At 67.6% G+C, this 26,945-nt stretch carries 35 protein-coding genes; 15 read left to right on the top strand and 20 right to left on the bottom strand.

The genetic code is table 11. From position 1 onward, the window contains the following. Positions 1-75 precede the first annotated feature (75 nt). The 3 genes from ACW17Y_RS09445 to ACW17Y_RS09435 all read left to right on the top strand — a co-directional run bounded on the left by ACW17Y_RS09445 (position 76) and on the right by ACW17Y_RS09435 (position 3,270). Positions 76-696 carry a M23 family metallopeptidase gene (locus ACW17Y_RS09445; RefSeq protein ID WP_492035464.1) on the top strand — a complete coding sequence of 207 codons (621 nt, stop codon included), beginning with the start codon at positions 76-78 and terminating at the stop codon, positions 694-696. Positions 697-922: 226 nt separating this feature from the next. After that, positions 923-1,888, top strand: a complete 966-nt coding sequence (locus ACW17Y_RS09440) for an ABC transporter ATP-binding protein (RefSeq protein WP_492035463.1) — start codon at positions 923-925, stop codon at positions 1,886-1,888. Continuing rightward, positions 1,885-3,270, top strand: a complete 1,386-nt coding sequence (locus tag ACW17Y_RS09435; protein ID WP_492035462.1) for an ABC transporter permease — start codon at positions 1,885-1,887, stop codon at positions 3,268-3,270. Before ACW17Y_RS09440 ends, ACW17Y_RS09435 begins: the two co-directional genes overlap by 4 nt. A 247-nt stretch (positions 3,271-3,517) precedes the next feature. On the opposite strand, the gene rpsU is transcribed toward ACW17Y_RS09435, so the two are convergent. Continuing rightward, positions 3,518-3,757, bottom strand: coding sequence for a 30S ribosomal protein S21 (gene rpsU / locus ACW17Y_RS09430; RefSeq protein WP_298161710.1), 240 nt, complete (start codon positions 3,755-3,757; stop codon positions 3,518-3,520). 185 nt (positions 3,758-3,942) lie between these two features. Here rpsU and ACW17Y_RS09425 point away from each other — a divergent pair, with 185 nt between their 5' ends. Continuing rightward, the gene (locus ACW17Y_RS09425) at positions 3,943-4,605 is read left to right on the top strand and encodes a COQ9 family protein (protein WP_492035461.1); all 663 of its coding nucleotides are present in this window, start codon (positions 3,943-3,945) and stop codon (positions 4,603-4,605) included. Next, positions 4,606-5,211 (top strand): SOS response-associated peptidase family protein, encoded by a 606-nt coding sequence (locus ACW17Y_RS09420; protein ID WP_492035460.1) that lies wholly within the window; start codon positions 4,606-4,608, stop codon positions 5,209-5,211. A 16-nt stretch (positions 5,212-5,227) separates the two neighbouring features. Here ACW17Y_RS09420 and ACW17Y_RS09415 read toward each other — a convergent pair whose 3' ends face one another. From ACW17Y_RS09415 to purE, 4 genes are all read right to left on the bottom strand, one after another. Then, complete coding sequence (locus ACW17Y_RS09415) at positions 5,228-5,452, bottom strand: hypothetical protein (RefSeq protein WP_492035459.1); 225 nt, start codon at positions 5,450-5,452, stop codon at positions 5,228-5,230. A 25-nt stretch (positions 5,453-5,477) separates the two neighbouring features. After that, positions 5,478-5,732 (bottom strand): hypothetical protein, encoded by a 255-nt coding sequence (locus ACW17Y_RS09410; protein ID WP_492035458.1) that lies wholly within the window; start codon positions 5,730-5,732, stop codon positions 5,478-5,480. A 39-nt stretch (positions 5,733-5,771) separates the two neighbouring features. Continuing rightward, positions 5,772-6,785, bottom strand: coding sequence for a 5-(carboxyamino)imidazole ribonucleotide synthase (locus ACW17Y_RS09405; RefSeq protein WP_492038276.1), 1,014 nt, complete (start codon positions 6,783-6,785; stop codon positions 5,772-5,774). 73 nt (positions 6,786-6,858) lie between these two features. After that, positions 6,859-7,350 carry a 5-(carboxyamino)imidazole ribonucleotide mutase gene (purE, locus tag ACW17Y_RS09400; protein WP_492035457.1) on the bottom strand — a complete coding sequence of 164 codons (492 nt, stop codon included), beginning with the start codon at positions 7,348-7,350 and terminating at the stop codon, positions 6,859-6,861. A gap of 123 nt (positions 7,351-7,473) precedes the next feature. Here purE and ACW17Y_RS09395 point away from each other — a divergent pair, with 123 nt between their 5' ends. Then, a complete protein-coding gene (locus ACW17Y_RS09395; protein WP_492035456.1) occupies positions 7,474-8,049 on the top strand; it encodes a GGDEF domain-containing protein in 576 nt (191 codons plus the stop codon). A gap of 118 nt (positions 8,050-8,167) precedes the next feature. On the opposite strand, the gene ACW17Y_RS09390 is transcribed toward ACW17Y_RS09395, so the two are convergent. The 3 genes from ACW17Y_RS09390 to ACW17Y_RS09380 form a co-directional block, all read right to left on the bottom strand. Then, entirely contained in the window at positions 8,168-8,392 is a 225-nt protein-coding gene (locus ACW17Y_RS09390) for a YdcH family protein (protein ID WP_428149484.1), read from the bottom strand. A gap of 38 nt (positions 8,393-8,430) precedes the next feature. Then, positions 8,431-8,850, bottom strand: a complete 420-nt coding sequence (locus ACW17Y_RS09385) for a TIGR02444 family protein (RefSeq protein WP_492035455.1) — start codon at positions 8,848-8,850, stop codon at positions 8,431-8,433. Between the two features lie 98 nt (positions 8,851-8,948). Then, positions 8,949-9,551 carry a UbiX family flavin prenyltransferase gene (locus ACW17Y_RS09380; RefSeq protein ID WP_492035454.1) on the bottom strand — a complete coding sequence of 201 codons (603 nt, stop codon included), beginning with the start codon at positions 9,549-9,551 and terminating at the stop codon, positions 8,949-8,951. Positions 9,552-9,689: 138 nt separating this feature from the next. Between ACW17Y_RS09380 and ACW17Y_RS09375 the strand changes: the two genes are divergently transcribed. Continuing rightward, entirely contained in the window at positions 9,690-9,863 is a 174-nt protein-coding gene (locus ACW17Y_RS09375; RefSeq protein WP_303695499.1) for a YdcH family protein, read from the top strand. 252 nt (positions 9,864-10,115) lie between these two features. On the opposite strand, the gene ACW17Y_RS09370 is transcribed toward ACW17Y_RS09375, so the two are convergent. Then, entirely contained in the window at positions 10,116-10,781 is a 666-nt protein-coding gene (locus tag ACW17Y_RS09370; RefSeq protein WP_492035453.1) for a DUF1013 domain-containing protein, read from the bottom strand. A 216-nt stretch (positions 10,782-10,997) separates the two neighbouring features. On the opposite strand from ACW17Y_RS09370, the gene ACW17Y_RS09365 reads away from it, so the two are divergent. Next, complete coding sequence (locus ACW17Y_RS09365; RefSeq protein ID WP_492035452.1) at positions 10,998-11,735, top strand: beta/gamma crystallin-related protein; 738 nt, start codon at positions 10,998-11,000, stop codon at positions 11,733-11,735. Between the two features lie 32 nt (positions 11,736-11,767). Here ACW17Y_RS09365 and ACW17Y_RS09360 read toward each other — a convergent pair whose 3' ends face one another. After that, on the bottom strand, positions 11,768-12,754 hold the full coding sequence (locus ACW17Y_RS09360) for an NAD(P)H-quinone oxidoreductase (protein ID WP_492035451.1): 987 nt from the start codon (positions 12,752-12,754) through the stop codon (positions 11,768-11,770). Between the two features lie 41 nt (positions 12,755-12,795). Between ACW17Y_RS09360 and ACW17Y_RS09355 the strand changes: the two genes are divergently transcribed. Then, positions 12,796-13,038: a DUF1192 family protein gene (locus ACW17Y_RS09355; protein WP_492035450.1), complete on the top strand. Its 243-nt coding sequence runs from the start codon at positions 12,796-12,798 to the stop codon at positions 13,036-13,038. A gap of 117 nt (positions 13,039-13,155) precedes the next feature. Next, positions 13,156-13,665: a protease adaptor protein RcdA gene (gene rcdA, locus ACW17Y_RS09350; RefSeq protein ID WP_492038275.1), complete on the top strand. Its 510-nt coding sequence runs from the start codon at positions 13,156-13,158 to the stop codon at positions 13,663-13,665. 188 nt (positions 13,666-13,853) lie between these two features. On the opposite strand, the gene ACW17Y_RS09345 is transcribed toward rcdA, so the two are convergent. Then, positions 13,854-15,431 (bottom strand): L,D-transpeptidase family protein, encoded by a 1,578-nt coding sequence (locus ACW17Y_RS09345; RefSeq protein WP_492035449.1) that lies wholly within the window; start codon positions 15,429-15,431, stop codon positions 13,854-13,856. A gap of 194 nt (positions 15,432-15,625) precedes the next feature. Next, a complete protein-coding gene (rpmE, locus tag ACW17Y_RS09340) occupies positions 15,626-15,850 on the bottom strand; it encodes a 50S ribosomal protein L31 (protein WP_309627925.1) in 225 nt (74 codons plus the stop codon). Positions 15,851-15,984: 134 nt separating this feature from the next. On the opposite strand from rpmE, the gene ACW17Y_RS09335 reads away from it, so the two are divergent. Further along, positions 15,985-17,841, top strand: a complete 1,857-nt coding sequence (locus ACW17Y_RS09335; protein ID WP_492035448.1) for an ABC transporter transmembrane domain-containing protein — start codon at positions 15,985-15,987, stop codon at positions 17,839-17,841. Here ACW17Y_RS09335 and ACW17Y_RS09330 read toward each other — a convergent pair. The 6 genes from ACW17Y_RS09330 to ACW17Y_RS09305 all read right to left on the bottom strand — a co-directional run bounded on the left by ACW17Y_RS09330 (position 17,838) and on the right by ACW17Y_RS09305 (position 21,826). Further along, positions 17,838-18,848 (bottom strand): glycerophosphodiester phosphodiesterase, encoded by a 1,011-nt coding sequence (locus ACW17Y_RS09330; RefSeq protein ID WP_492035447.1) that lies wholly within the window; start codon positions 18,846-18,848, stop codon positions 17,838-17,840. The genes ACW17Y_RS09335 and ACW17Y_RS09330 overlap by 4 nt on opposite strands. Before the next feature lie 40 nt (positions 18,849-18,888). Next, on the bottom strand, positions 18,889-19,695 hold the full coding sequence (locus ACW17Y_RS09325; protein ID WP_492035446.1) for an inositol monophosphatase family protein: 807 nt from the start codon (positions 19,693-19,695) through the stop codon (positions 18,889-18,891). A gap of 105 nt (positions 19,696-19,800) precedes the next feature. Next, positions 19,801-20,370 carry an elongation factor P gene (gene efp / locus ACW17Y_RS09320; RefSeq protein ID WP_492035445.1) on the bottom strand — a complete coding sequence of 190 codons (570 nt, stop codon included), beginning with the start codon at positions 20,368-20,370 and terminating at the stop codon, positions 19,801-19,803. A 106-nt stretch (positions 20,371-20,476) separates the two neighbouring features. Further along, positions 20,477-21,034 carry a tryptophan-rich sensory protein gene (locus ACW17Y_RS09315; RefSeq protein WP_492035444.1) on the bottom strand — a complete coding sequence of 186 codons (558 nt, stop codon included), beginning with the start codon at positions 21,032-21,034 and terminating at the stop codon, positions 20,477-20,479. Between the two features lie 52 nt (positions 21,035-21,086). Beyond that, positions 21,087-21,326 (bottom strand): helix-turn-helix domain-containing protein, encoded by a 240-nt coding sequence (locus ACW17Y_RS09310; RefSeq protein ID WP_492035443.1) that lies wholly within the window; start codon positions 21,324-21,326, stop codon positions 21,087-21,089. Continuing rightward, positions 21,326-21,826 (bottom strand): DUF2975 domain-containing protein, encoded by a 501-nt coding sequence (locus ACW17Y_RS09305; RefSeq protein WP_492035442.1) that lies wholly within the window; start codon positions 21,824-21,826, stop codon positions 21,326-21,328. The genes ACW17Y_RS09310 and ACW17Y_RS09305 overlap by 1 nt, the downstream gene beginning before the upstream one ends. Before the next feature lie 95 nt (positions 21,827-21,921). On the opposite strand from ACW17Y_RS09305, the gene ACW17Y_RS09300 reads away from it, so the two are divergent. Beyond that, positions 21,922-22,863, top strand: coding sequence for an ABC transporter ATP-binding protein (locus ACW17Y_RS09300; RefSeq protein WP_492035441.1), 942 nt, complete (start codon positions 21,922-21,924; stop codon positions 22,861-22,863). Continuing rightward, entirely contained in the window at positions 22,863-23,588 is a 726-nt protein-coding gene (locus ACW17Y_RS09295) for an ABC transporter permease (protein WP_492035440.1), read from the top strand. Before ACW17Y_RS09300 ends, ACW17Y_RS09295 begins: the two co-directional genes overlap by 1 nt. A gap of 1 nt (position 23,589) precedes the next feature. Here the strand turns inward: ACW17Y_RS09295 and bfr are convergent, their stop codons facing one another. Both bfr and ACW17Y_RS09285 read right to left on the bottom strand, forming a co-directional pair. Beyond that, positions 23,590-24,090, bottom strand: a complete 501-nt coding sequence (gene bfr, locus ACW17Y_RS09290; RefSeq protein WP_492035439.1) for a bacterioferritin — start codon at positions 24,088-24,090, stop codon at positions 23,590-23,592. Positions 24,091-24,237: 147 nt separating this feature from the next. Continuing rightward, positions 24,238-24,423: a (2Fe-2S)-binding protein gene (locus tag ACW17Y_RS09285; RefSeq protein ID WP_428149465.1), complete on the bottom strand. Its 186-nt coding sequence runs from the start codon at positions 24,421-24,423 to the stop codon at positions 24,238-24,240. Positions 24,424-24,544: 121 nt separating this feature from the next. Here ACW17Y_RS09285 and thiE point away from each other — a divergent pair, with 121 nt between their 5' ends. Both thiE and ACW17Y_RS09275 read left to right on the top strand, forming a co-directional pair. Beyond that, positions 24,545-25,177 carry a thiamine phosphate synthase gene (gene thiE, locus ACW17Y_RS09280; protein WP_492035438.1) on the top strand — a complete coding sequence of 211 codons (633 nt, stop codon included), beginning with the start codon at positions 24,545-24,547 and terminating at the stop codon, positions 25,175-25,177. A gap of 71 nt (positions 25,178-25,248) precedes the next feature. Further along, a complete protein-coding gene (locus tag ACW17Y_RS09275; RefSeq protein ID WP_492035437.1) occupies positions 25,249-26,934 on the top strand; it encodes a sensor histidine kinase in 1,686 nt (561 codons plus the stop codon). Positions 26,935-26,945: the final 11 nt, after the last annotated feature.

Here is a 26,945-nt window from a genome sequence, read left to right as displayed (position 1 = left end):
AAGCGCGCGCCGGTCCTCGACCCGTGCCCACTGGCCTCCGATGCTTGCAAAAAGCGCCACCGAGCCGACGACTTCATGCGCCGACTGTTTCCGACCGCCCGTGCCTTCGTGACCCACTCCAGCCAGACCGCCGCCCTGATCGGCGTCGCCGTCATGGCCATGGCCATGGCGCCGGCGGACCGGGAGCCCCGGATTCAGACCTTCGCCCTGCCGGAGCTCCCGCCCGTCACGGCGGTGGCCGAGCCGGCGGGTCCGCTGACCCGTCCGATGACGTTCGAGGAGCCGGTGCGCGGCTTCGCCATCAACTCCCGCTTCGGGATGCGTCGTCTGGGCGGCGAGCCCGGCGCACGGATGCACAAGGGCGTCGACATCGCCGCTCCGCAGGGCACCAGCGTCTATTCGGCGGCCGAGGGCGAGATCGTTCGCATCGGTCACCAGCCCGAGGGCTACGGCAACTTCATCGAACTGCGCCACCCGAACGGCATGACCACGATGTACGCCCACCTGAGCCGCATCGACGTGGCGTCCGGCGACCGGGTGCTCGCGGGTGAACGCATCGGCCTGGTCGGCTCGACCGGCTATTCCACCGGTCCGCACCTGCATTTCGAAGTGCGCCGCGGCGGAGCCCAGGTGAACCCGTCCCGCGTCGTGGGCGAGACCTTCCAGGTCGTCGTCGCGGATCCCGCCGCCGGCTGATCTGCGGTTGATCGCTTGGACTCCAGTCCAGGGAGTCCAGCTTGTCCAATGAGTCCAGGTCGAGCGCTCCGACCGGCTGACGATGTCAAAGACCTGATCCTGATCTTTGGCACGCGGCGACGCCAGTTTCGGTCGCAGAGTTTCACAGGGCCGGGATCATGAATCCGTTTCCCATGTAAAGCGTCCTTTGCTACCCCTAGGTCTGTAGTTTGACCGGGGGATGAGTATGGCAGCCTTGACGCTCGACGGCGTGAGCAAACGCTACGGCGATTTTCAGGCGGTGAAGGACCTGAGTTTTCAGGTCCGGAAGGGCGCCATCTGCGGCTTCCTGGGTCCGAACGGGGCGGGCAAGACCTCGACGATCCGCATGATTCTGGGTCTGCAGTCGGCCTCGGCGGGGACGATCGACATCCTCGGCGCGTCCGACGGGCGCAAGGTGCGCGACCGGATCGGCTTCCTCCCGGAGGAGCGCGGCCTCTACAAGAAGATGACGCCGGTCGAGGCGATCGCCTTCTTCGGCTCGCTGAAAGGCTTGCCGACGCGCGAGGGCAAGCGCCGCGCCCGCGAGATGCTGGAGGCCCAGGGCCTCGGGGCGTCGCAGAAAAAGAAGATGAAGGAGCTGTCCAAGGGGATGGCCCAGAAGGTCCAGCTGATCGCCTCGGTCGTGCACCGGCCGGAGTTCGTGATCCTGGACGAGCCGTTCAGCGGCCTCGACCCCGTCAACCAGCAGGGTCTGGAGACGGTGATCCGCGATCTGGCGGCCAATGGGGCGACCGTCCTGTTCTCCACCCACGTGATGCAGCATGCTGAGCGTCTGTGCGACCAGGTCGTACTGATGGCGCGCGGGCGTAAGGCCTTCGACGGCACGGTGACGGAGGCGCGGGCGACCTCGCGTCGGTTCCTGGAGCTGGAAGGCGAGATTTCGGCTCAGGCCGTGGCGGCCTTGCCGGGCGTGACCGGCGTTGAGGTCGTGTCCGATCAGGGTGGCGTGCGCGTTCTCAAGGGGGCGCTGGCCAGCGGGGCAGGGGGACAGGAGGCGTTGAAGACCGCCTTCATCAGCGGGCTCGACGTGCGCCGGTTCGAGCTCAAGGAGCCGACCCTGCATGACGCCTTCATCGACCTGACCGGCGATCATCCCGATCAGGACCAGAGTGTCGCCCGATCCGCCACCCCTTCGGAGGTCGCCCGATGAGCCGTATTCTCCTGATCGCCCAGCGCGAGTTCCTCGCCTACGCCAAGACGGTCGGCTTCTGGCTGTCGCTGCTGGCCTTCCCGATCTTCGGCGTTCTGGGCGGAGCCCTGCCCCTGATGATGCGGGGTGCGGACCCGGTGCGCGCTGTCGTCCTGATCGAGGAAGGCCCGACCGCGACCGGTCTGGCCGCCGCCGTGAAGAACGTCCTGGACGCCGACGCTGAACGTCAGGCCGAACGCGCGCGTGAAGCCGCCGAGAAGGCCGCAAAATCTTCGGGAGCGCCTCCCGGGGCCGCGGAAAGTGCGATCGCGTCCATGACCCGCTCGCGCATGCGGTTCGTCGATGCGCCCGCCGACCTGTCCGCAGCCGCGTCCGGCGCGGCCCAGGAGGCGGTGGTGCGGCGTTATCTGACCGACGAGACGCCCAAGGCGCAGCGGCTGGACGCCGTCGTCTTCCTGACCCGCACGCCCGAGGGGCCGGCGGCCCGTGTCTGGGCCGCGCGGGCGACCGACGACACGGTCGAGGACTTCGTGCGGCGGGCCCTGCGCGACGAGAACCGCGACACCGTCCTGCGCGAGGCCGGGATCGACCGGGCCGTGGTCGAACGGGTCGACGCCTTCCGGCCAGAGATCAACGTCTTCTCGCCGCGCTCGGCCAGCGGTGGCGAGGTGTCGTTCAAGGACCGGTTGCCGGGCATCATCGGCCTGGCCTTCAGCTTCATCCTGTGGTCGCTGATCATCACCGGCGCCTCGATCCTGCTGAACAGCGTGATGGAGGAGAAATCGAACAAGATCCTCGAGGTCCTGCTGTCGTCGGCCTCGGCGACCGAGATCCTGACCGGCAAGGTGCTGGGGGTGGCGATGCTGACCCTGTCGGTGCTGGTCGTCTGGGGCGGGATCGGGGCCGTCGGCCTGATCACGGCGGCGCCGTCGGTGGCCGGAGACGTGGCCGCGGTGCTGATGACCAACGGGCTGATCTTCTACTTCATCGGCTATATCGTCGGCGGCTATCTGATGTACGCGGTGCTGTTCGCGGCCATCGGCGCCTTCTGCGAGACGCCGCGCGATGCGCAGACGCTGATGGGGCCGATCATGATGGTGCTGGTGGTGCCCTTGCTGGTCGTCCAGATGGCGCTGGTGAACCCGGATGCGCCGGCGGTGAAATTCCTGTCCTGGGTGCCGTTCTTTACGCCCTTCCTGATGAGCGCGCGTGCGCCGTCCGGGCCACCGCTGATCGAGATCATCGGCACGATGGCGGGGATGTTCGCGGTGGCCCTGCTGATGGTGTGGCTGGCCGGGCGGGCGTTCCGGGCGGGTGCGCTGTCAGACGTGAAACTGAGCTGGAAGAGCTTCGGTCAGGCGATCTCGGGCGGGGGGCGCTGATACCAGTCCCTCTCCCCTTGCGGGAGAGGGCTTGAGCGCCCGCAAGCGCAGCGAGCGGCCTCGCGCGAAAGGGTGAGGGGTTTTGCTGCTGGCCGGTGAGAGCCGGTGTCACCCCTCACCCGATCGCGCCAGGACGGCGGCTGTCGCCGCCGTGCGCGGTCTCCCTCTCCCGCAAGGGGAGAGGGAAGAATCAAAAAGGCCGCCCCGTGAGGAGCGGCCTTTGAATTCTGTACCTGCGTCGCGGCCGTTAGGCGCGCGGGACGCGGGGCTTCGGAGGCGGCAGCAGGCCTTCGCGCTGCATGCGCTTGCGGGCCAGCTTGCGGGCGCGACGAACGGCCTCGGCCTTCTGGCGGGCGCGCTTCTCCGAGGGCTTCTCGTAGTGCACGTGGCGCTTCATTTCACGGAAGCTGCCTTCGCGTTGCATCTTCTTCTTGAGGGCTTTGAGCGCTTGATCGACGTTATTATCGCGAACGAAAATCTGTACCAGGTTGAACTCTCCTTTGGCCGCCCGCCGCGTCCTTGAGAGGCGGGCAGACAAATAAAATCGGTTCCCGCGGGCGACAGCCCGGCGAGCGAAGGCGTGCGGATACACCAAGCCCCGGCCTCTGTCCAGATCGTCGCGGCGCTTCCGTGACGCTCGCGATCCCTCTGGGACAGGCGTATCATGGCCAGATGACCGATACGCCGCACCTGTCGAATGCGCCTGAGCCGGATTGGGCCGACCGGATGGAACAGTCGGTGCTCGATTCGGCGCTGGAACTGGCTCCGCGCCTCGGCTGGAACGGCCGGATGGGGCGCGAAGCCTGCGCCAGGAACGGCCTGAGCGAAGGCGATCAGGAGCTGTTGCTGCCCAATGGCGCGCGCGATCTGGCAGTCCTGTTGTGGCGTCGGCATGACGACCAGGCCCTGGCGGCCCTGGGCGATCCAGCGGCGCTGAAGATCCGGGAGCGAATCGCCCGGGCGGTTTCAACCCGTCTGGAGGTCGCGATGGTGCATCCGGAGGCCGAGAAGCGACTGTCGGGCTTCCTCGCCCTGCCGACCAATGCGGATCTGGTGCTGAGCCTGACCTGGGCGACGGCGGACCGGCTGTGGCGCTGGGCCGGGGATACGGCGACCGACTGGAACCACTATTCGAAGCGGACCATCCTGTCGGGCATCCTGATCCCGGCGATGACCCTGCGGCTGTTCGACGGCAAGGACGCGGCCGACGCCTTTGTGGCGGCGCGGATCGAGAACGTCATGGCCTTCGAGAAATGGAAGGCGGGCAAGGATTTCGATGCGCCGGTGCGCAAGGTCACCGACATGCTGAGCCGGCTGAGATACGGCGCCCGCTAGGTGTGCGCGTCCTACGAGGCCCGGTTCAACATCACCCAGCTGGTCGAACTGTTCGGCAAGGCCCGGGCGCCGCTGGACATGACGACGGGCCTGCCCAACCTGGCTCCGGTCGATGAGGTCAAGCCGACAGACGTGTCGCCTGTCGTAGGCGGAACCGCCGGTTCGGCGCGGCTGGCCATGCTGAAGTTCGGATTCCCGCCGCCCCGTCCCAAGGCCCGCCCCGTGGTCAACCTGCGAGCCGAAGGGCGGGTGTTCGACAACCGCGAGCGCACCGGTCGCTGCCTCGTGCCGGTAAGCGGCTTCTACGAGTTCACCGGCGACCGATATCCCAAGACGCGCTGGGTGTTCCGCGATGCGGAGGCGCCCTTCCTGGCGCTCGCCGGCATCTGGCGCGCGGGGGAAGCGGGCGAGGGGGCTGCCTTCGCCTTGCTGACGACCGAGCCGGGACCTGATGTAGCGCCCTATCACGACAGGGGCGTGATCCCGGTCCTGAGCGAGCGATGGGCGGACTGGCTGTTCGCTGAGTCTGTTCCGGCCGACGTGATCGCACCGCCGGCAGCCGGGCGAATGACGGTCGCCGCCTTTCCGCGCCCGCCGAAGATCTAGAGCGGCTGCAGCAGACCTAGGGCACCGACGGAGCGAGCGCCCTTGCGTCGGCCCGATTGTCGCGCAGGGCGGCGTCACGCCCCGCCTGTGCTCCAAGTCCGTAGAAAATGGCGACGACGGCGCATAGCGCGACCACGCCGGCGATGATCCTGACTCCCCGCCGCTGCCTGAGCCTGGGGGTCAGATACGTGATCGCGACGGCGGCCAGCAGCAGGATCGGCGCAAGGGTGGCGAGACTCATGTCATCCAAAGCCGCCACCATGCGGTCAGCGGACCGTCGCCGCCGCGTCGGCGCGATTGTCGGCGAAGGCCCGCGCCTTGCCTTCCGCATAGCCGAGGGTGAACAGCGTCAGGATCAGGGCGGCAATGGCGACCGCGACATTGAGCCCTACCAACGCCTGGAATTCTGTCCGTCCGTTGACGCGAGCCAGAAACCTGCTCCGGGATGCCCACAGCGCGATCGGGGACATGGCGATCGCAAGCCACATCAGACCGTTGGTGATCCAGACAGAGTTATCCATGCCTCAACCTAGCCGCGAATCGCAAGGCGGCGCAACCGGCTAGAGGCTGGCGACCCGGTTCACATGCGCCATTTTCCGGCCCGGGCGCGCCTCGGCCTTGCCGTAGAGGTGGAGGCGCTGGTCGGGCCTGGCCGCCAGTTTCGACCATTGCTCGACCTCGTCGCCGAGCAGATTGGTCATCTCGACCCTGGCGTGAGCCTTCGTGGGACCCAGCGGCCAGCCGGCGACGGCGCGCACATGCTGTTCGAACTGGTCGCAGACGCAGCCGTCCTGGGTCCAGTGCCCCGTGTTGTGAACGCGAGGGGCGATCTCGTTGACCAGCAGGTTTCCGTCGCCGAGGTCAAACAGCTCTATGCCGATGACGCCGACGTAGGCGAGGCCGTCGAGGACGGCGGCGGCGATGGCCTTGGCGCGCTTCCCGGTCTTCGCATCGACCTGGGCCGGGGCGTTGGTGGTGCGCAGGACGCCGCCGGAGTGCCTGTTCTCGCCCAGCGGATAGACGGCGACAGCGCCGTCCCGGCCCCGGGCGGCGATGATCGACAGCTCGCGTGTGAAGGCGGCCCTCGCTTCGAGGATGGCGGGGCGACCACCGATGGCGGCCCAGGCCTCAGGGACGTCGGCGGCGTCGCGGATCCAGACCTGGCCCTTGCCGTCGTAGCCGTCGCGCCTGGTCTTGAGCAGGCAGGGCAGGCCGACCTGATCCAGATTGGCCATGATGTCTTCCGCGCTGTCGATGGCGGCAAAGTCGACCGTGGTCGCGCCGACGGCATTGAGGAAGGTCTTCTCGTCGACCCGGTCCTGGGCGACGGCGAGGGCGGTGGGGCCGGGGGCGACGAGGGCGCCGGCCTCGGCGAGCCGTTCGACCGAGGCGGCGGGGACGTTCTCGAACTCGAAGGTGACCACGTCGCAGACGCGGCCGAAGACGTTCAGAGCCGTCGGATCGTCATAGGCGGCGACGATCTGGCCGCGTGAGACGCGACCGGCCGGGCTGTTCTCTTCCGGGTCGAGGATGACGACATCGAAACCGAGGCGCGAGGCGGCCTGGGACAGCATCCGGCCCAGCTGGCCGCCGCCGAGGATGCCGATGGTCGAGCCGGGGGCGAGGGGTGCGGGCAGGGTGCTCAAGTCAGTCTTCGACGCTCTCGTGGACCGACTCGGTCTGGGCCTCGCGGAAGGCGTCGAGGCGACCGGCCAGGGTCTCGTCGGACAGGGCCAGGATCTGGGCGGCCAGGATGCCGGCGTTCTTGGCCCCCGCCTCGCCGATGGCCAGGGTGGCGACGGGCACGCCGCCGGGCATCTGGACGATGGACAACAGGCTGTCGAGGCCCTTCAGCGCCTGAGATTGAACAGGCACGCCCAACACGGGCAGGGGCGTCATGGAGGCGGCCATGCCGGGCAGGTGGGCGGCGCCGCCGGCGCCGGCGATAATGACTTTGAAGCCTGCGGCTTTCGCTCCCCCGGCGAAGTCGAACAGGCGTTGCGGGGTGCGGTGGGCCGAGACGACGCGGGCGTCCCAGGCGACGCCCAGACGGTCCAGCATGTCGGCCGCGTGCTTCATGGTGGGCCAGTCCGAGCGGCTGCCCATGATGATCGCCACCGGGGGGGTCGTCGTCGCCATGCTGGAGCGGCCCTTACGAGGAAAGCGGCCCGTTACAGCACGCGCGTTGCGCCCGCAACCAAGGGCGTTAGCTTGGGGGCAGACGGCGCACACATTGAGTCGCGCCCGGAGTTCCTTCTCGACGTGACCGACGCGCCGAACATCGACCAGATCGCTGATCCTCAGGCGGAGATCGCCCGGCTGCGCGCCGAGGTGGCGACCCTGACCGCGCGCGCCGAGGCGGCGGAGGCGGCGGCGGAGCACGACGTGCTGACGCCTGTGCTGAACCGGCGCGGGTTCGTCGCTGCGATGACACGGACCATGGCCTATTGCACCCGCTACAAGGTGCCGGCGGTGCTGCTGTATCTGGACCTCGACGGGTTCAAGGCGGTCAACGACAGCCTCGGCCATGCGGCGGGAGACGCCGCCCTGGTGCGGGTGGCGGAGCTGCTGGTGGAGAATGTGCGGGCGACCGACGCCGTGGGCCGGCTGGGCGGTGACGAGTTCGCCGTCCTCCTGCTGAACGCGGACATGGATGCGGGCAAGGAGAAGGCCGCGGGGCTGAAGGCGGCGCTGGAAGGGGCCGAGTTCCAGTGGGACGGATCGGCCGCGTCGCTGGGCGGATCGTTCGGCGTGCGGGCTTTCGCCGGTCAGGCGGACGTCGAGACCTGGCTGGCCGAGGCGGATGCGGCGATGTGGGTTCGCAAGCGCGGAAGATAGTGCGCAAAAACAACTGTTTATGCGGCAATACGGAGATTGGGTCTAAGGCGATGCACTGTCTGGACCCGGAAAAACAGAGTCCAGCGGGCCCCCCTCTCCCAGCGGGAGAAGGGCAGGTTCAGGCGATGATGTCGGGGAGAATCCGGCTTTCGATCTTCACGATCTCGTCGCGCAGAAGGAGCTTCTTGCGCTTGAGCCGGGCGATCAGGAGCTGGTCCGGGATCGGCATGTGCGACAGGGCCTCGATGGAGGCGTCGAGGTCGGCGTGCTCGAGACGCAGCAGCTTCACCTCTGCGTGCAGGGCGATCTCGTCGTCGGTCAGGAAGGGTTGGTCGTCGTTCATGCGGTCCCCGCGAAGGCGGGCTTATAGCCGAGGCCGCGTCAGGCCGGAAGGCGTTCGGCGAGCGTCGTCAGCGCCGGGCGCGGTACGACCCGGCTCCAGACCCGTGCGACAGCGACAAGAGCCTCTATGGCGGGGCGAGGCGGACCGCTCGACGGCGGCGCGAGCGCTTCCAGACCGGCCATCAGATGGCGTTCGGCGGAGAGTTCGACGGCCTTCACGGCCTCGCGCAGGCTTTCGCGGGCGGCATTGTCGATATCCGGGTTGGTGTTCTTGAGCGTGCGGCGAAGCGTTCGCAGGGGTGAGACTGCGGCTGCGTCCCAGGCGCGGGCGCAGTCGCAGGCGCCTTCGATCGAATCCTCGTCCAGCACCCGGCCGGTCGCGGCGGTCCACCCGGCCCAGAGCAGCAGGGGCACGTTCTGGCCGGTTCCATCCTGAAGCTGGAGGCAGGCGTCGGACACGCCGGGGGCGGCGTAGGCTTTCAGGGCCCAATCCCAGAAAGGGCTTTCTTGAGGGCTACCGTTCGCGGCGCGGCCGCTCACTGCTTGAGCCGGTTCGTTCATTCGGAAGCGGCGCCCTTGAGCCCCTCCCAGCGTTTCACCGGAGCCCAGTCGAGGCCGAACAGGTCCAGGGCGCGGCCCACGGACTGGTCGACCACCTCCTCGATCGAGGCGGGCTTCGCATAGAAGGCGGGCAGGGGCGGGGCGATAGTGGCGCCCATCTCGGCCAGAGCCGTCATGGTGCGCAGGTGGCCCAGGTGGAACGGCGTCTCGCGCACCATCAGGACCAGAGGCCGGCGCTCCTTCAGGACCACATCGGCGGCGCGGGTCAGAAGGGTCGAGGTCACGCCGGTGGCGATCTCGCTCATGGTTCGGACCGAGCAGGGGGCGACGATCATGCCCAGCGACTTGGAGGACCCGGAAGCGATCGAGGCGCCGACATCGTTGAGTTTGTGAACGACCGAGGCCTTGCCGGTCAGGTCGTCAGCGCTGAAGTCCGTCTCCTGCGACAATGTGAGCAGGGCGGCGCGGGTGACGACCAGATGGCTCTCGACGCCCAGTTCGTTGAGCGCGTCCAGGACCCGGATTCCGTAGATGACGCCCGATGCGCCTGAGATTCCGACCACCAGACGGGTCGGCGGGGTCCGTACAGCTACGTTCACATCATGGTCCAGATTGGGGGCCAGGTTCCGACGTGCCCGGAGAAATTTTACGTTCTGTTCACGTCACCGAACCGTGATTTCACAGGCGGCAAATCCGGGCGCTCACTGTGTGGTCCCTTAGACATGGAGGCGCAAGCCATGACCATCGAAGCTCGTATCCGCGAACTGGGAAATCGTCACCGCCAGCTGGATGACACCATCCGGCAGGAGGTGGGACGACCGTCCGTGGATCCGCTGCAGGTCAGGGAGCTCAAGCGAAGGAAGCTCCGGCTGAAGGAGGAAATCACCAGTCTGGAGGCCAGGGCAGGGTAGCCTTAGGTCTCCATTGGAAAAGCGAACGGCCCCGGGAGCGATCCCGGGGCCGTTTTTCGTTTCCGTTTCCCTCTCCCCTTGCGGGAGAGGGAGCCCGCGCACGGCGGCGAAGCCGTCGTTCGGGCGCGGTCGGCTGAGGGGTGACGCAGGCCTGGCCACTTGGCGGCAGCGAGACCCCTCACCCTTTCGAGCAAGTCCGATCGCTGCGCTCTCGGGCTCTCAATCCCTCTCCCGCAAGGGGAGAGGGTAGCATCAGTCGTTCGTGCCGAACACCGATGCAGCGGTCGGCTCCGCCGTGCGGCGTTCGCGTTCTTCGGGGACGAACTCCGGCTCGGCGGGTTCGGCCTCGATCGGCTGGAGGGCGGCGCCGCCCTTTTTCGCGTCGTCCTTGTTCTTCTTGTCGGCGGCCTTGGAGACCAGTTCGTCCAGCACCAGCTGGCCGACCAGGCCGAGCGTCACCGGATCGACCGGCTTGATCTGGGGGCTGTTCCAGTGGGTGCGGTTGCGCACGCTGTCGATCGTCGACTTGGTAGTGCCGAGCAGTTTGGCGATCTGGGCGTCAGTGACCTCCGGGTGGTTCTTGACGAACCACATGATGGCGTCAGGACGATCCTGACGACGCGAGACCGGGGTGTATTTCGGCGCGGGCTTGTGGGTCTTCAGCAGTTCGGCGTGACGGCTGACGACAGCCTTCATCATGTAGGCGTCGTTGTCCTGGGCCTTGTCCAGTTCCTCGCGCGTCAGCTGGCCGCCGGTGATGGGATCGACGCCGCGGATGTCGCGGGCCACGTCACCGTCGGCAATACCGCGCACTTCGAGCGGATGCAGGCCGCAGAAGTCGGCGATCTGTTCGAAGGTCAGCGAGGTGTTGTCCACAAGCCAGACCGCGGTGGCCTTGGGCATCAGGATGTCGGTCATTGGGGCAGTCCCGGAAATGATGGGCCCGGCGATCCCGGGCTCTGGATACGACGGCGCCCGACCTTTCGGCCGGGCGCTGATGATTTCGATATAGGCCGTTTCGGTGCAAAAGAAAACGACGTCTGTCGGTGTCATACAGCAACGGTTCATGCTGATAGTTGGACACTGTCATATCGGACGCGTTCAGCGGCCCTAGGGATCATCTGGAGGAAGACCATGTCTATAGCACTCACCTCGATCGCCGCTCTGGCGATGCTCGCAGGCGGCGCTCAGGAACGCGCCCCGTCGATGGACGACGGCAGCGGACCCCAAAGGGTCGCGCCGCGCGGCAGCTTCGCCGACAGCTGTAGCGGATCCTATGTCAATCAAGGTCGGCTCTATGCCGACTGCCGCGACATGCGCGGCAACGTCCGTGGCACCTCGATCGAACTGGCGCGCTGCTCGTCCAGCGACATCGCGAACAACGACGGCCTGCTGGTCTGCGGCAATGTGCGCGGCGAGTATGAGCGTGGCAGCGGTGGCGGCAACAACGGCGGCGGCTGGGGTAACGGCGGCAACAACGGCGGCAACAACGGTGGCGGCTGGGGCAACGGCGGCAACAATGGCGGCGGCTGGGGCAATGGCGGCAACAACGGCGGCGGTTGGGGCAACGGCGGCAACAACGGCGGCGGCTGGGGCGGCAACAACGGCCGCAATGGCATCACCGTCTACTCCGACTCGAACTACAGGGGGCAGTCGCAATCGTTCCGCAGTGAGATCGGCGATCTGGGTCGCTCGGGTCTCAACGACCAGATCAGCTCGATCGAGGTCAACGGCGCCTGGGAAGTCTGCACCGACGCCTGGTTCCGCGGCCAATGCCAGGTCATCACCTCCAGCACCCGCAACCTGAACAACACGGGCATCAACGACCGCATCTCGTCGATGCGACCGGCCCGTCGCGGGGGCGGCTGGTAGGCGCCTTCTTCAGCCTGCCGCCAGCGACGCGGTCACTCGCTGCTTGAGCTGACCTTCAAGACGATCTTGCCGACGTGCTCGCCCGCCTCCAGCCGGAGGTGGGCGAGTTTCGTTTCGGCCAGGGGGAAGGTCGCCTCGACCGGCGGACGCACGGCGCCCGAGACGACCCAGGGCCAGACCGTCTGCTCGACAGCCGTCGCCAGACGCGCCTTCTCGTCCGCCGACCGGCGACGCAGGGTCGATCCGGTCAGGGTCGCCTGTTTCATCATGATCCGCATCAGGTCGACCTGGGCGAGGCCGCCGCTGAGCGTCGCGATCACGACCCAGCGCCCCCCGGGCTTGAGGGCGCTCAGATTGGTCTCCGCATAGGCCGCGCCGACCATGTCGAGGATGACGTCCGCGCCGCCGGCCGCCTTGATTGCTTCCAACAGGTCCCCGGTGGAGGCGTCGAGACTGACATCGGCTCCAAGAGCCTTGGCGGCGTCGGCCTTTGCCGCGCCGCGTGATGTGGCGATGACGCGGGCGCCCGCCGCCCTGGCCATCTGGATGGCGGTGACGCCGATGCCGGAGGTGGCGCCGTGGATCAGCAAGGTCTCGCCGGCCTGCAGGGCGCCCGCCTCGAACACATTGGCGAAGACGGTGAAGACGGTTTCCGGGAGGGCGGCGGCCTGTATGAAATCGAGGCCGCTCGGGATCGGCAGGGCGTGGCGGGCGTCGACGACGGCGTACCCGGCATATCCGCCGCCGCCGAGCAGGGCGCAAACCCGGTCGCCGACCTGCCAGCGGGTTACGCCGGGACCGACCTGATCGACCTCGCCGGCGACCTCCAACCCCATGATGTCGGACGCGCCCGGCGGGGGAGGGTAGCCGCCGGCGCGCTGGAGCAGGTCGGGGCGATTGACCCCGGCGGCGTGCACGCGGATGCGGATTTCACCCTCTCCGGCCTGCGGATCGGGGCGCTCGGAGAGGCGCAGGGCCTCGGCCGGGCCTGAGCCGCCGTCGATTTCGATGACCCGCATATCCGTCCAAGCCTTGCAATCGTCCGTGTCCGGGAGCGTAAATGGGCTTCTTCGGGGTTCTGGCCAAGGAGGCGACGATGACGTTTGAGGATCTCGAACCCCGTCCGCAACGCGGAGCGGCCGTGTCGGCTCTCGGTCGTGAGGATCTGGACCTGTATTCGGTCGATGAACTGGGCGAGCGGATCGAGGCGCTGGAAGCCGAGATTGCGCGGGTGCGAGCGGCCATCGCCGGCAAGGCCGCCAAGAAGTCCGCCGCCGACGCCCTGTTCAACTTCGGGCGCTGATGCGGTTCCGCAGAGGCCTTTTCCGTGGCATGGCGGTTGCAGGCGAACGGCCTGCGGCGCCGTTCCGGCCCGATGGACCAGCGGACGATCCGGATCACGATGAGTATGGTTGAGTTGATGGGCGACGAGAATTTTGCGCCGAAAACGGCGTCGCGCGCCGGAGAGATCCGCGATTTCGCGCGCTCCGAGCTGTTCGAGCGCACCTTCCAGGAAGGCATGGATCTGGTCGAGGAGACCGCCGCCTATCTGGACGGCGACGGCCGCCGCGAATCCAAGCTGTTGTCGCGCTCCGCCGCCCTGGCCTATGCCGCCGAGAGCATGAAACTGACGACCCGCCTGATGCAGGTGGCGTCCTGGCTGCTGGTGCAGCGCGCCGTGCGCGAGGGCGACATGGCGCCCGAGGCCGCGTGCGAGCCGCGTTATCGCCTGAATGAACGCAAGGTCGAGGGCGAGCCGAGCCATCCTGAGATGCCGATCGCCCTGGTCGAATACCTGGTGCGCGCAGAGAAGCTGCACGACCGCGTCCTGTATCTGGACAAGCGGATGTACCTGGATGCGGCGCCCGAGCCCGACGCCAACCCGGTGCTGAGCCAGCTGGGAATGCTGGAAGCGGCTTTCCGGGCCTAGAGCCAAAAGGCCCTCTCCCCTTGCGGGAGAGGGAGCTCGCGCACGACGGCGATAGCCGTCGTCCTGACGCGATCGGGTGAGGGGTTGCGCTGACCTCGCCGGGAAGCTCACACAAGCCGCCGGTGTGACCCCTCATCCGTCAGCGTTCGGCTGCCACCTTCTCCCGCAAGGGGAGAAGGGAAGCGGACCTACGGCCCGACGTCGTTCGCCACAGCGGTTCCGTCATCCACCACGGTCGGCAGACTGACGGCGATGCCGAGGGCTTCGGCCAGTTTCTGGTCGCGACGGTAGACGTCCTCGCGGAAGGCGACCCGACCCTGGCCATCGACGAAGGCGGTCCAGTAGAGCAGGCGCACGGTGATCTCGCGGCCCGTCTGGATACGGCGGGTGTCGCGGCTGACCTGGGCGTCGTCAAACTGTCCCAGCAGGGTCGCGTCGGGCGACAGCAGGAGGCGGGCGAATTCGACCGCGTTCTGCACGCGGACGCAGCCGTGTGACCGCTGACGCATCGACAGGTTGAAGGCGGCCTTCGACGGGGTGTCGTGCAGGAAGATGGCGTAGCTGTCGCGCAGCTCGAACTTCACATAGCCCAGAGCGGCTCTCGGCCCGGCGCGCTGGATGACGGTGCCGTTCGAGACATACATGTTCTGGCTGGCCAGATAGCCGGGGCCGCGGGGCAGGATCTCGCGACGGGCGATGCCTGCGGGTACGTACCAGGGCGGGTTGGCCACGACCGAGGCGAAGGGTTTCTCGAGGCTCGGCGTCTGGGTCGCCGGAGCGCCGCAGACGACGCGGTTGGAGTGAACCGGGCGGCCGTCCTTCCAGTAGACCATGATCGCGGCGGCGGTGTTGACCTCGATCCGCTCGGGATTCAGATCGCGCTTGAGCCAGCGGCGACGCTCCAGGTTCAGGGCGATCTGCCGGGCGCGGTCCTCGGCCGAGGCGCCGAGCGAGCTCTGGGTGCCCGCGCCGATGCGGCCGTCGGCCGCCAGGCCGTGACGGGCCTGGAAGCCGCGCATCGCGGTCTGCAGTTCCGGGCCATACACGAGGCCCTCGGCCGTCAGGCGTGCGCCGTCGGCGGCTGAGAGGTCGCCCTCGGCCACCAGACGGGCGATCATGGCGGGCACGCGGTTGTCGCTGGCTCCCGGCTCGATCGTGCCCGAGCGGGCGACGAAGCGGGGCCAGCCGCCCTCGCGGATGAGTCGGCGATAGCGAACATAGCCGGCCGACAGGTTGGTGTAGCCGATGTCCGTCGGGGCCAGGCCCTCGTACCATTCGACGATCTTGTTCTGGACCAGGGCGTCGTTCAGCCCGACCGGCAGGTCGACCCGGTTCTTCTCCATTTCCCACAGGTCCTCGACCGTCTCGGGACGGACGCGACCCTCGGCCAGGACACGGGCGTAGGTGATGGCGGCGGCGGTGGTGCGGATGTCCGCGCTGTCGGGATCGGCGGCCAGACCCACGAAGTCGAAGAAGTCCGAACGCGACAGGCCGTGACGCTCGGCGCGGGCAGAAGCCTGGTTCAGGGTGCGCAGGCGGGCGGCGGTCCACACCGGGCGCCAGCCGTTCAGTTCGTAGAAGGCGCGGACGTCAGGCTGGATCGCTGCGGGCAGGCGCTCCAGCTGGGCGCTGAAGGCGGCGTAGTAGGGGCTGGTCGGCGCGGCTGGGGCGGTCTGGGCGGGATAGGGGGCAGCCCCGTTCTGCGCCGCCGCAGAGCCGGCCAGAGCCGAGACGGCGGCGCCGAGGGTGAGTTCGCGTCGATTCATGGTCTCTTGTCGCCTTTGTTCGCCGCCTGGTGGAGCCCCGTGTCCACGCCCGTGCGCCGGACGGGGACATGTTATCGACGTTCCGGACAAACAAAAAGCGCCGGTCGGGCGACCGGCGCTCTTCGTGACGTCTTTGTCGCACCAGTGTGATGCGCCAGCTTCCAGTCGACCGCCCGGCAGAACCAGGCTGGGGCCTACTTCTTGATGAAGCCGCCGAACTTGTTGTTGAAGCGCGAAACGCGACCGCCGCGGTCCAGCATCTGCTGGTTGCCGCCGGTCCAGGCCGGGTGGGTCGAGGGATCGATGTCCAGGTTCAGCACGTCGCCTTCTTTGCCGTAGGTCGAACGCGTCTTGTACGTGTCGCCGTTCGTCAGGGTGACGGTGATGAAGTGGTAGTCGGGGTGCGTATCGGCCTTCATGGTCGTGTTCCGGTCTCTGTACGCGGTGACGATGCCGACCGTCGGTGCGTGAAAATGAGAAAACCCGCCAGACGTTCCGGCGGGAATGAGCGGCGGCGTTTACACCGCAGGGCGTTCCGGGGCAAGAGCCGCGCATGAGCAGCTCTTCGCCGACCCCTGACGCCTATTCCAGCACGGAGGCGGTGGGACGTCCCGGCGCCGGCGCGGTCCTGGCTGAACAGATGGGCGAGGCGGGTGAGCGGCGCGAGAAGCGCAAGGACGTGCGGCCCCTGCTGAGGCTCTGGCCCTATCTGATGCAGCACCGGCTGGACGCCCTGATCGCGGGCTTCTGGCTGCTGGGCTCGACGGCGGCGTCACTGGCCCTGACAGCGACGGCGCGGGGCGCGATCGACCACGGGTTCGAGAACGGCGGGGCCGACATCAACCGCTGGTTCCTGTTTCTGGGACTGAACGCCGTGTTCCTGGGCGTGGCGACGGCGGTCCGGTATTTCTATGTCACCAAGACCGGCGAACGGATGATTGCGGACCTGCGCAAGGCGCTGTTCGATCGCATCCTGACGCTGGACCCCGCCTTCTTCGCGCGGATGCGCACGGGTGAGGTGTTGAGCCGGCTCACGACCGACATCGCGCTCGTCGAGACCCTGCTGACGACCTCGGTGTCGTTCGCGCTGAGGAATTTCCTGACCCTGCTGGGCGGCGTCGCCCTGTTGTTCATTGTCAGCCCCAAGCTGACGGGGCTGGTGCTGCTGACCGCCCCGCTCCTGATGGCGCCGATCTTCCTGTTCGGACGCAGTGTGCGAAAACTGACCGTGAAGTCCCAGGACCGGTTCGCCAACGCCGTGGGCTTCGCCGGCGAGAGCGTCGACGCCATCGAGACGGTGCAGGCCTTCGGCCGGGTTCGCAGCGCCGTCGACCGGTTCGGCGCGGTGGTGGAGGAGGCGTTCGGCGTCTCCATCGTGCGGATGCGCGCGCGGGCCTGGATGACGGCCGTGGTCATCGTGGTGATCTTCGGCGGGGTGACCCTGGTGCTCTGGCTGGGCGCTCAGGACGTCATTCGCGGTGCGATGACGCCGGGAGCCCTGTTGCAGTTCGTGCTGCTGTCGGTGTTCACCGCCGGCGCCGTCGGCGCGCTCGGCGAGAGCTGGGGGGATGTGCAGAAGGCGTCTGGCGCCATGCAGCGGATCGACGAGTTGATGAAGGCGGTGCCCTCGATCATGGCTCCGGAGGCGCCCGTCGCCCTGCCGAGCCCGGCCGAGGGACGCGTCGCCATGGCGGGCGTGCGGTTCGCCTATCCGGGTCGGCCCGATCTGCCGGCGCTCAAGGGCTTCGACCTGACAGTGCGGCCGGGCGAGACCGTGGCCCTGGTCGGACCGTCGGGGGCCGGCAAGTCGACGGTGTTCCGCCTGCTCCTGCGCTTCTACGATCCGCAGGAGGGTGCGGTCAGCGTGGACGGGGTCGATGTCCGGGCGGCCGATCCGGCCGAGGTGCGTGGGCGATTCGCCTGGGTGTCTCAAGAGGCGCCGCTGTTCTCCGGCTCGGCGCTGGAGAACATCCGCTTCGGCCGCGAGGAGGCTTCGGAAGACGATGCGCGCAAGGCGGCGGAGGAGGCGCAGGCCCTGACCTTCATCGACGCCCTGCCGGAAGGATTCGCCACGCCTCTGGGCGAGCGCGGCAAGAGTTTGTCGGGCGGACAGCGCCAGCGGCTGGCCATCGCGCGGGCCCTGGTGCGCGACGCGCCGATCCTGCTGCTCGACGAGGCGACCAGCGCGCTGGACGCCGAGAACGAGCGTCTGGTGCAGGCTGCGCTGGACCAGGCGATGGAGGGACGCACCACGCTGGTCATCGCCCACCGCCTGGCGACGGTGCTGCGCGCCGACCGGATCGTGGTCATGGAAGACGGCGTCGCGGTGGAAGAGGGGACCCACCACGAACTGGTGGCCAGGGGCGGGCTCTACGCGCGTCTTGCGGAGCTGCAGTTCCGCGAGGGCTAGTCCCGCGCCTCGACCGCCACAGCCGGGAAGTCGCTGAATACCGCATCGACGCCCAGATCGTAGAATCGCCGGATCCAGCCGGGCAGGTCGCCGCGATAGTCCGTGGGTACGAACATGTCCTCGGCGCGGAAGGTCCAGACGACGACCTTGAGGCCCGCTGCGTGAGCGTCGGCGACCAGGGTCGTCGGCGCTCCTGCGGCACCAGCGGGCGTGCGGGGGATGATCAGGGCGGTCTCGACCCCGACGGCGTCGGCATAGGCGGCGATCCCGGCGAGGCCTGCCGGCGTGGCCATGGCGGCGTAGGTCATGTCCGGGTGATCGGCCGGACCGCCGGACGCCGACATCAGCTGGAGCAGGGGCGCGTCGGTCTGCTGGTTCAAGGACTGCAGGCAGTCGATCTCGAAACACTGGACCATGATCGGGCTGCTGGATGACATCAGGTCGTTGGCGCGCAGAGCCTCGACGAAGGCGGGCTCCATCGGCAGGCCCAGACCGACGAAATAGCTCGGGTGCTTGAGTTCGGGCGCGACGCCGACGACCCGACCGGTGCGGGCCCTGGCCTCGCGGGCGATGTCGATGACGTCCTGGAAGGTCAGGATCGTTTCTTCGAGATAGGCGGTGTTGCCGGGACGCAGGGTGGCGAGCCGTTCACGGGCACGAAGGGTCAGCAACTCGGCGACGGTGAAGTCCTCGGTGAACCAGCCCGTGGTCTGGACGCCGTCGATGGTCTTCGTCGTGCGACGGGCGGCGAACCCGGGATGATCGGCGACGTTCGTCGTGCCGCCGATCTCGTTTTCGTGGCGGACAATCAGCTGGCCGTCTTTCGACATGACCAGATCCGGCTCGATGAAGTCGGCGCCTTGTTCGATGGCCAGTTCATAGGCCGCGCGGGTGTGCTCCGGCCGCTCGCCGGAGGCGCCGCGATGGGCGATGACGAGCGGATACGGCATGTCTTGTGCGGCGACCGGGCTGGCGAGGAGCAGGGCGGCGAGGATGAACCGGATCATGCCCCAGCGGTAGGGGAGGGTCGTGACGCCCCTGTGAACGCTAGCTGGCCTGCAGCACCTTGCGCAGTTGCGGGTGCAGTTCGGGGTTGCAGGCGAGGACAGACACGCCGGTCTTCGGGTCTCCGTCCGGATCGATGGTGGTGACCAGACCGCCGGCCTCGGTGACGAACAGGATGCCCGCAGCGACGTCCCAAGGCTTCAGGTTGCGCTCGAAGAAGGCGTCGTAACGGCCGCAGGCGACCCAGGCGAAGTCCAGCGACGCGGCGCCCAGGCGGCGGATGCCGGCCGTGCGCTGGCCGATGGCGTGGATGTCCTTGATCGACTGGGCGTGACCGGTCTTGCCGATGAATGGCAGGCCGGTCGAGATCAGGCTTTCCGACAGATCGCGACGGCCTGCGACACGGATGCGCTGGTCGTTCAGATAGCAGCCCTTGCCCTTCTCCGCCCAGAACAGCTCGTTGGCGATGGGATTGTAGGTGACGCCCGCGACGATCTCCGACGAGCCGTCGGGCGCATAACGCTGCAGGCCCACGGTGATGGCGAAGTGGGGCATGGCGTGCATGAAGTTGGTCGTGCCGTCGATCGGATCGACGATCCAGGTGTGGGACTTGTCGGTGCCCTCGATCATGCCGCGCTCTTCGCCGAGGAAGCCGTAGCCGGGGCGGGCCTTCATCAGCAGTTCGTAGAGGGTGTCCTCGGCCTTGACGTCGGCGGCTGTGACGAAGTCGCCGGGGCCTTTGCGCGAGACCTGCAGCTGGGCGACCTCGCCGAAGTCGCGGAGCATCGGGCGGGCGGTCTTGCGGACCGCGTCGATCATGACGGAAACGAGGGCGGAGGACAGGGCCATGGGGATCTCCTGGTCCGTCTGTCCTGAAAAGGCTTTATCGCCCGGACAGACGGAGAAGTTCACAGGGGCGCGACATGCGCCTCCGGTCGTAAGTCGTTCGTCGGCCTATTCGGCGCGGCGGACGTATTCGCCCGTCGTCGTGTCGACGATGATGCGTTCGCCGGCCGACATGTACGGCGGGATCATGATGCGCACGCCGTTGTCGGCGATGGCGGGCTTGTAGGACGACGAGGCGGTCTGACCCTTCACGGTCGGTTCGGTCTCGGCGACGGTCACCGTCACCTGATCGGGCAGGTTGAGGCCGATCGGACGATCGTCGTGCATCTCGATGACGACCTTCATGCCGTCCTGCAGATAGGGGATCGAATCCTCGCCGACCCAGGTCTTCTGCAGCTCGATCTGTTCGTAGGTGGCGTCGTCCATGAAGACCAGGGCGTCGCCCTGTTCGTACAGGTAGGAGAAGTCCTTCTGTTCGAGCGTGACACGCTCGACCTTGTCTTCCGAACGGAAGCGTTCGTTCAGCTTGTTGCCGGTCTCGAGGTTCTTGGCCTCGACGTTGGCGAAGGCGCCGCCCTTGCCGGGCTTGACGTGGCTGGCCTTGGTGACGACCCACAGGCCGTTGTTGTGTTGCAGGACCATGCCCGGCTTGATGGTGTTGCCGTTGATTTTCGCCATGGGAATCACAGGGGGTTGGGGCGCTGCCGGTACGGCGCGCGAAATCGGGCGCGATCCCTAGAGGAAGCGCGCGATCAGGGCAAGCTGAGGGAGACGCGGCCCGAGTTCAATGAACGGTCGTCTGGCTGGCCTCGGCCTTGCGATCGATGAAGTTGGCCATCCTCACGCCCCTGCCGGTTGGAGACGCCAATTTGCCGGCGGTCGCATCCAGCTTGCGAGCCTCGTGGGCGAAGGCGGCGGCGAGCCCCGCTGAGGTCATGGCGGCGGCGATCTGCATGCCGCGGCTGGCAGGGCGCAGCGCGATCCAGGCGGCGTTGATGGCCTGGGCGCCGGCCCACAGGATCATGGCGCTGGTGCGGGTCTTGTTCGACGGGGCGTTCCAGACGCGCACCGCCGAAAGGGTTGTGGCCGAGAAGACGGCCGGCAAGACCAGGCTGAAGGCGCCGCGCGGGCGCTCGGCCACGGGCGCCGAGCCATCTCTCAGCTGGGACGCCGTGCGGCGGGGCGGCTTGATTGCGCCCGTGGCCAGGCCGCTGGCGAGAAGAGCGAATCCTATCGTGACCGCGACGCCAAGCGCGACGTGTCCGGGGCTGCGCTCGCCCGCATTGAGGAAGTCGGCGGCGGCTTCGCGCACGTCGTCGATGGTCTCGTCGATATCGGTCATTCCGGCTCCTCCAGGCAGGAGCGGAATGGTCGGCGGGCGGAGCGGTTCCGGCTCAGGTCTCGTCGTCGGTCGATGCGAGGTCGGCCGGGTCGTGGTCGTAGTCCAGCAGGTCGCCGGGCCGGCAGTTCAGGGCAGCGCAGATCCGGGCCAGGGTGGAGAAGCGGATACCCTTCACCTTGCCCGACCGGAACAGGGACAGCTGTGTCTCGCTGAGGCCCACCTCGGCGGCCAGGTCGCGGGCCTTGATGCCGCGGGCGACGATCAGCCGGTCGAGCGTCACGCGCACGGGCATCAGATGATCTCGTCCAGCTCGGCCTGCACCCGGTCGGCCTGATCCACCACGCGGCCCAGCAGGAACAAGGCTCCGCCGATCATGCCCAGGGTCATGGAGGCGACGTCGAAGTTCAGATAGCCGCCTTTGGTCTCGCCGATCAGGCGCAGCAGGTTGCTGACGGCGAAGACGGCGAGCACGCCGCCGATTCCGAGGGCCAGGCCGACGCGGCGCAGGGCATCGGCGAGGATGGGCTGGATCAGCCGGCCCCTGGAGATCTGGCTGAGGGCCCGTCCGATGGACCAGACGCCGAACAGATAGCAGATCGACGGGGACGCCATGATCAGCCCCGTCAGGACGCGAAAGCCATAGTCCGGCAGCTGTCCGCGCAGGTTCAGCATCAGCGGCGCGACCAAATACATCAGGGTCAGAATCGCCCCGACGCTCAACACCATGAAGACGGCCAGCCAGCGGAACTGGCCGCACATCTGGCGGAAACGGGTGAGGTCCTGAGTGGTCATGGCGTCGCTGAATTCCTGTCTCATCTTTAATCTTGACTTAAAGACGAGGGGTTTGCAACTTTATCTAAGACTTAAACGAAAGCGAGCGCCGGACCATGCCGCCCACGATCGAAACCCAAGGCCTGACGCGCCGCTTCGGACGCCATCTGGCGGTCGATGCGGTGTCGATGACGGTCCCCGAACGCGCCGTCTACGGCTTCCTTGGACGCAATGGGGCGGGCAAGACGACGACCCTGAAGATGCTGCTGGGTCTGATCCATCCCAGCGCGGGCGAGGCGCGGATCTGCGGCCTGGACGTCGTTCGGGACCGCCGGGCGGCCGCGCGAAATATCGGCAGCCTGCTCGAGGCGCACGGCTTCTACGCCAACCTGACCGGACGGGAGAACCTGGAGCTGACCCGGACCCTGCTGGGCGTCCCGGCGACCGAGGTCGACCGTGTGCTGGAAGTCGTCGAGATGCAGGAGAACGCTCGCCGACGGGTGTCTGACTATTCGCTGGGCATGCGTCAGAGGCTGGGGCTGGCCCGCTCGATGCTGGGAGCGCCGCCTCTGCTGGTTCTGGACGAGCCGACCAACGGGCTGGACCCCGACGGTATCGCGGACATGCGCCGCTTCCTGAAGCAGCTGCCCGACCGCACCGGGGCCACGGTCCTGTTGTCCAGCCACCTGCTGGGCGAGCTCGAACAGACCGCCAGTCATATCGGCATCCTCAGCGAGGGCCGGCTCGTGCTGGAAGGCGAACTGAGCCGGCTGAAGGCCGCCCTGACGACGGAGATCGAGATCGGAACCGATGATGCGCCGCGCGCCACAGCCCTGATCTCCGCACGCGGCGTGGAAGTGGTCGGCGGTGATGGCTGCGTGATCGTCCGTCTCAAGCCCGGCGAGGACGCCCGCACGGAGGCGGGTCTGCTGAACCGGATGCTGAACGAGGCCGGCGTCGCCGTCTTCTCCATCGGCGCCCGGCCACGGACGCTTGAGGGGATCTACAGGAAGGTGGCCGGTCCCGGCCCCGTCAACAGCCAGCCGGAGACCGTCTGATGCTCGCTTCGCTCCAGGTCGAGTTCAGGAAACTGAACCGATCCCTCGCGGCCGTCCTGGCCGTCATCGCCCCGACCCTGATCGCCATCTTCCTGTTCTTCATGCTTCTGCGGGACAAGAACCCCAAGGACTGGGGCGAGTGGATGCTCACCGCCGCCGGGATATGGGCCTTCTTCATGCTGCCGATGAGCGTGACGGCCCTGACCGCCCTGGTGGCGCACATGGAGCATGGTCCGAAGTCCTGGGATCATCTCCGAGCCCTGCCGATCCCGCGCTGGCGGCACTATGCGGCCAAGGCGACGAGCGTCCTGACCGTCATCGCCCTGATGAGCATCGCCGTGCCGGTCATGGCCTGGGCGGCCGTCAGGCTGGGCCTGCTGATCCGGCCCGACCTCCAGCCGACGGGCCCGTTCGAGATCGGGCGCTACGCGGGTCTGGCCGCCCAGATGTACCTCGCCGGCCTGCTCCTGACCGCCATACAGCTTTGGACCGCCCTGCGGTTCGCCAGCTTCGTACCGGCCCTGGGGATCGGCATAGGCGGGACATTCTTCTCGGTTGTGGCGACGTCGGCGAAGCAGGGGGTGTTCTTCCCCTGGCAGATGCCGGTGAACATGCTGGCGACCGAAGCCTGGCGCGTGAACACGGCTCTGGCGCTCGGCTGTGGCCTCGGGCTGGTGGTCCTGGTCCTCGCGGTGGCCCACCTGAGCCGCCGCGAAGTCCTGTAGGTCAGTTGCCGGTGGCGGACTTGTCCGGGGCGATCTCGGTCATGGCCGACTGCAGGTAGTTCTGCTCGCCCAGCTGTTCGATCAGCTTGAACTGGGCCTCGAGGAAGTCGATGTGCTCTTCGGTGTCGGCCAGGATTTCCATCAGGATCTGGCGGCTGACGAAGTCGGAGGCGGCTTCGGCCTGGGCCACGCCGGCGACCACGGTGTCGCGACCGCCCAGTTCCAGCTGCAGGTCGGCCCCGAGGCATTCGATCGCCGTCTCGCCGATCTTGAGCTTGTGCAGGTCCTGCAGATTCGGAAGGCCGTCCAGGAAGAGGATGCGCTTGATCAGCTTGTCGGCGTGTTTCATCTCGCCGATCGACTCGTCGTAGATGATCTGGCCGAGGTGCTTCAGGCCCCAGCTCTCGAACATGCGGGCGTGCAGGAAGTACTGGTTGACCGCCGTCAGCTCGTTGGTCAGCACCGCGTTGAGGGTGCGGATGATCGCGGGGTCGCCCTTCATGGCCGTCTCGTCCTTGGCTCTGCCGACGACCCCGTCGGGGGTCGTTCACGGCTGGTGGCATAGCACAGGAAAAATGCCTGTGTTCAGTTGCGAGTGCTTATCGGCTCATTGATATTGCGAATGATTTTGGTCCGCAGGACTGCGAACCTACTCGGCGGCCAGGGCGAAGGCTTCGCGGCTTTCCGAGATCATCTGGCGCATTTCGCAGACGCATTTGGCGCATTGCGCTTCGCATTGATTGCGCTGGAAAACTTCGCGCGGGCGGGTCGCGCCCGCCTCGATCGCGCGCGCCACGTCGCGTTGTCTCAGACCGTTACAGTTGCACACGTACAAGGAAGGGCCGCCCCGGAACATCAGTTGCGATTGGTTCGCTATAGCAGGTGTGCGGGCGATTGCAACGCGTTCGCAACGGCGGGTGGTTGACGCGGCGTCGCAGGCGTCGCACCTGCGACCCATGTCCGCGCCCGCCTGCCAACTGTATCTGATCACCCCTCCCGTTATCGACGACCTGGACGCCTTTGCAGCCCAGCTCGAGGTGGCTCTGGATGCGGGCCCGGTCGCGGCGTTGCAGATCCGGATCAAGCCGGCGTCGGACGAGCAGATCGTTGCGGCCGTGCGCCGGCTCGCCCCCGTCGCCCAGAGCCGGGGCGTGGCGGTGATCCTCAATGATCGGCCGGATCTGGCCTCGGCCCTGGGCTGTGACGGCGTGCACGTGGGTCAGGAGGACGCCTCGGTGGCCTCGGCCCGTCGCATCATGGGCAAGTCGGCGATGATCGGCGCGACCTGCCATGACAGCCGCCATCTGGGCATGGAGGCGGCCGAGCAGGGGGCCGACTACGTGGCCTTTGGCGCCTTCTACCCCACCTCGACCAAGGAGACCGCGCATCGGCCGGAACCGGACATCCTGAGCATCTGGCAGGAGACGATGGAGATTCCGTCGGTGGCCATCGGCGGCATCACCGTCGACAACGCCGCGCTGCTCGTTGCGGCCGGCGCGGATTTCATCGCGGTCAGCGCAGGGGTGTGGTCGCATCCCCTCGGACCCGCTGAGGCCGTGCGCCGGTTTTCGGCGGTTCTGGCCGGATAATCCTGCTTCAGGGGATATTAGGAAGCTGTGGTTAAGGGTCGGGTCCAGTTCCCCGCCCAGAGTCGCCGTTAATGCCTCAAACCCGCGCGATAACCGCGACCGATGTGGAGCCGTTTGAGCCTGCCGCAGCTGCGCGTCCGGGTCGGACATCCACGGCCGCCGCTCTGTTCGCCCAGCCTCTGGCCCCCATGCTGACCGTTCTGGCCGTGGCCGTTCTGGTGATCGTGGCGATCTCGACGGCCCGCACAGCCGACATGGTTGCGGCCCTTTGGGCGGCCAACGGTCTCGCCGTCGCAGTCTGGCTGAGAAGCGGTCGCGGCGTCGGCTACGACCTGGCCTTCGGCGGCTTGATGGCGTTCGGGGTTCTGGCAGGAGAGTTCCTGGCCGGCAACGGGCCGGTTTTGTCGGCGGGATTCACTGCGCTCAACATGCTGGAGATCGTGCTGGCCGTGTGGCTGGCCCGGCGGTTCGCCCCCACCCTCAACCTGGCCACTGTGGCCGGCGCGTGCCGGTTCATTCTATGCACCGCGGTCGTCGCCCCCGCCGTAGCAGGGCTTGCCGCAGCCAGCTTCCTGTTCCTGATCCGTGGGGCTGCGTTCCTGCCGACCTTCCAGACCTGGTGGTTCGGCCATGCTCTGGGCCTGGCGGTGATCGGATCGTTCGTGCTCGCTCTCGACATGCGGGCCATCCGGGCGATGTTCAATCCGTGGCGCGCGCTTGAGACGGTGCTGACGTTCGGTCTGCTGATCGCCGTCTGCGTGACGATCTATTTCGTGCTGAACATGCCGCTGGGCTTCGTCCTGGTGCCCGTGCTCATCGTCATCGCGGCCCGTCTGAGGGTCCTGGGAGCGACCGCCGCCCTGGTGGTCATTTCCGTGATGTCCCTGAGCTCCCTGATCATGGGAGCGGGCCCCTGGCGTCTGGTGGTCGGCGATCTGGCCGAACGCGCTGTGCTGCTGCAACTGACGATCCTGTTCGGCTATCTGCCGATCCTGCTGGTCGCCTCCCTGCTGGAAGAACGCGACCGCCTGTCGGCGCGGGCCAAGGCGGGACAGCTTCGCGCCGAGAAGGCATCGGCCGCCAAGTCGCGGCTGCTGGCCAATGTGGCCCACGAGATCAAGAGCCCCATCGGCGGGGTCATCGGCATCGGCGACCTGTGGGCGAGCGGCCAGCTCGGCCCCGTGACCGAGACCCAGGCCGAGATGGCCGCCATGCTGGTCAAGACGGCCCGGCAGGTCGAGGCCCTGTCGCACGACCTGCTCGACGTCGCCCGCGCCGAGTCCGGAGCGGTCAAGGTTGAGATGCGCCCGACCGACATTCCCGGCATCCTGGAAGACGTGCGCCGCACCACGGCCATGCGTCCGGAAGCCCGGATGCTGTCGGTCAAGGTCATCTGCGAAGGCGACGGTCTGGTGGCCCTGGCCGATTCCCAGCGTCTGGCCCAGGTCGTCGACAATCTGGCGACCAACGCCGTGAAATACGGCGCCGCCGGCGGCGAGGTCCTGTTCCGGGCGAAGCGGGTCTACGACGGCGTCCGCATCGAGGTGGTCGACAAGGGGCCCGGTCTGTCTCCCGAGAAGCAGGCCCAGCTGTTCGAACCGTTCAACCGGCTGGGGCTGGAGCGGTCGGCGATCGAGGGACACGGCATCGGCCTGGCCCTGGCCAAGCGGCTCGTTGAGCTGCAGGGCGGCTCCATCGGCGTGGAGTCCGTAGCGGGCGAAGGCGCGACCTTCTGGATCGAACTGCCCGCCGCCTGACTGCCGATATT

The organism is Brevundimonas sp. AVps7 (assembly GCF_058681545.1).
This window is presented reverse-complemented; position numbering and strand designations above follow the sequence as displayed.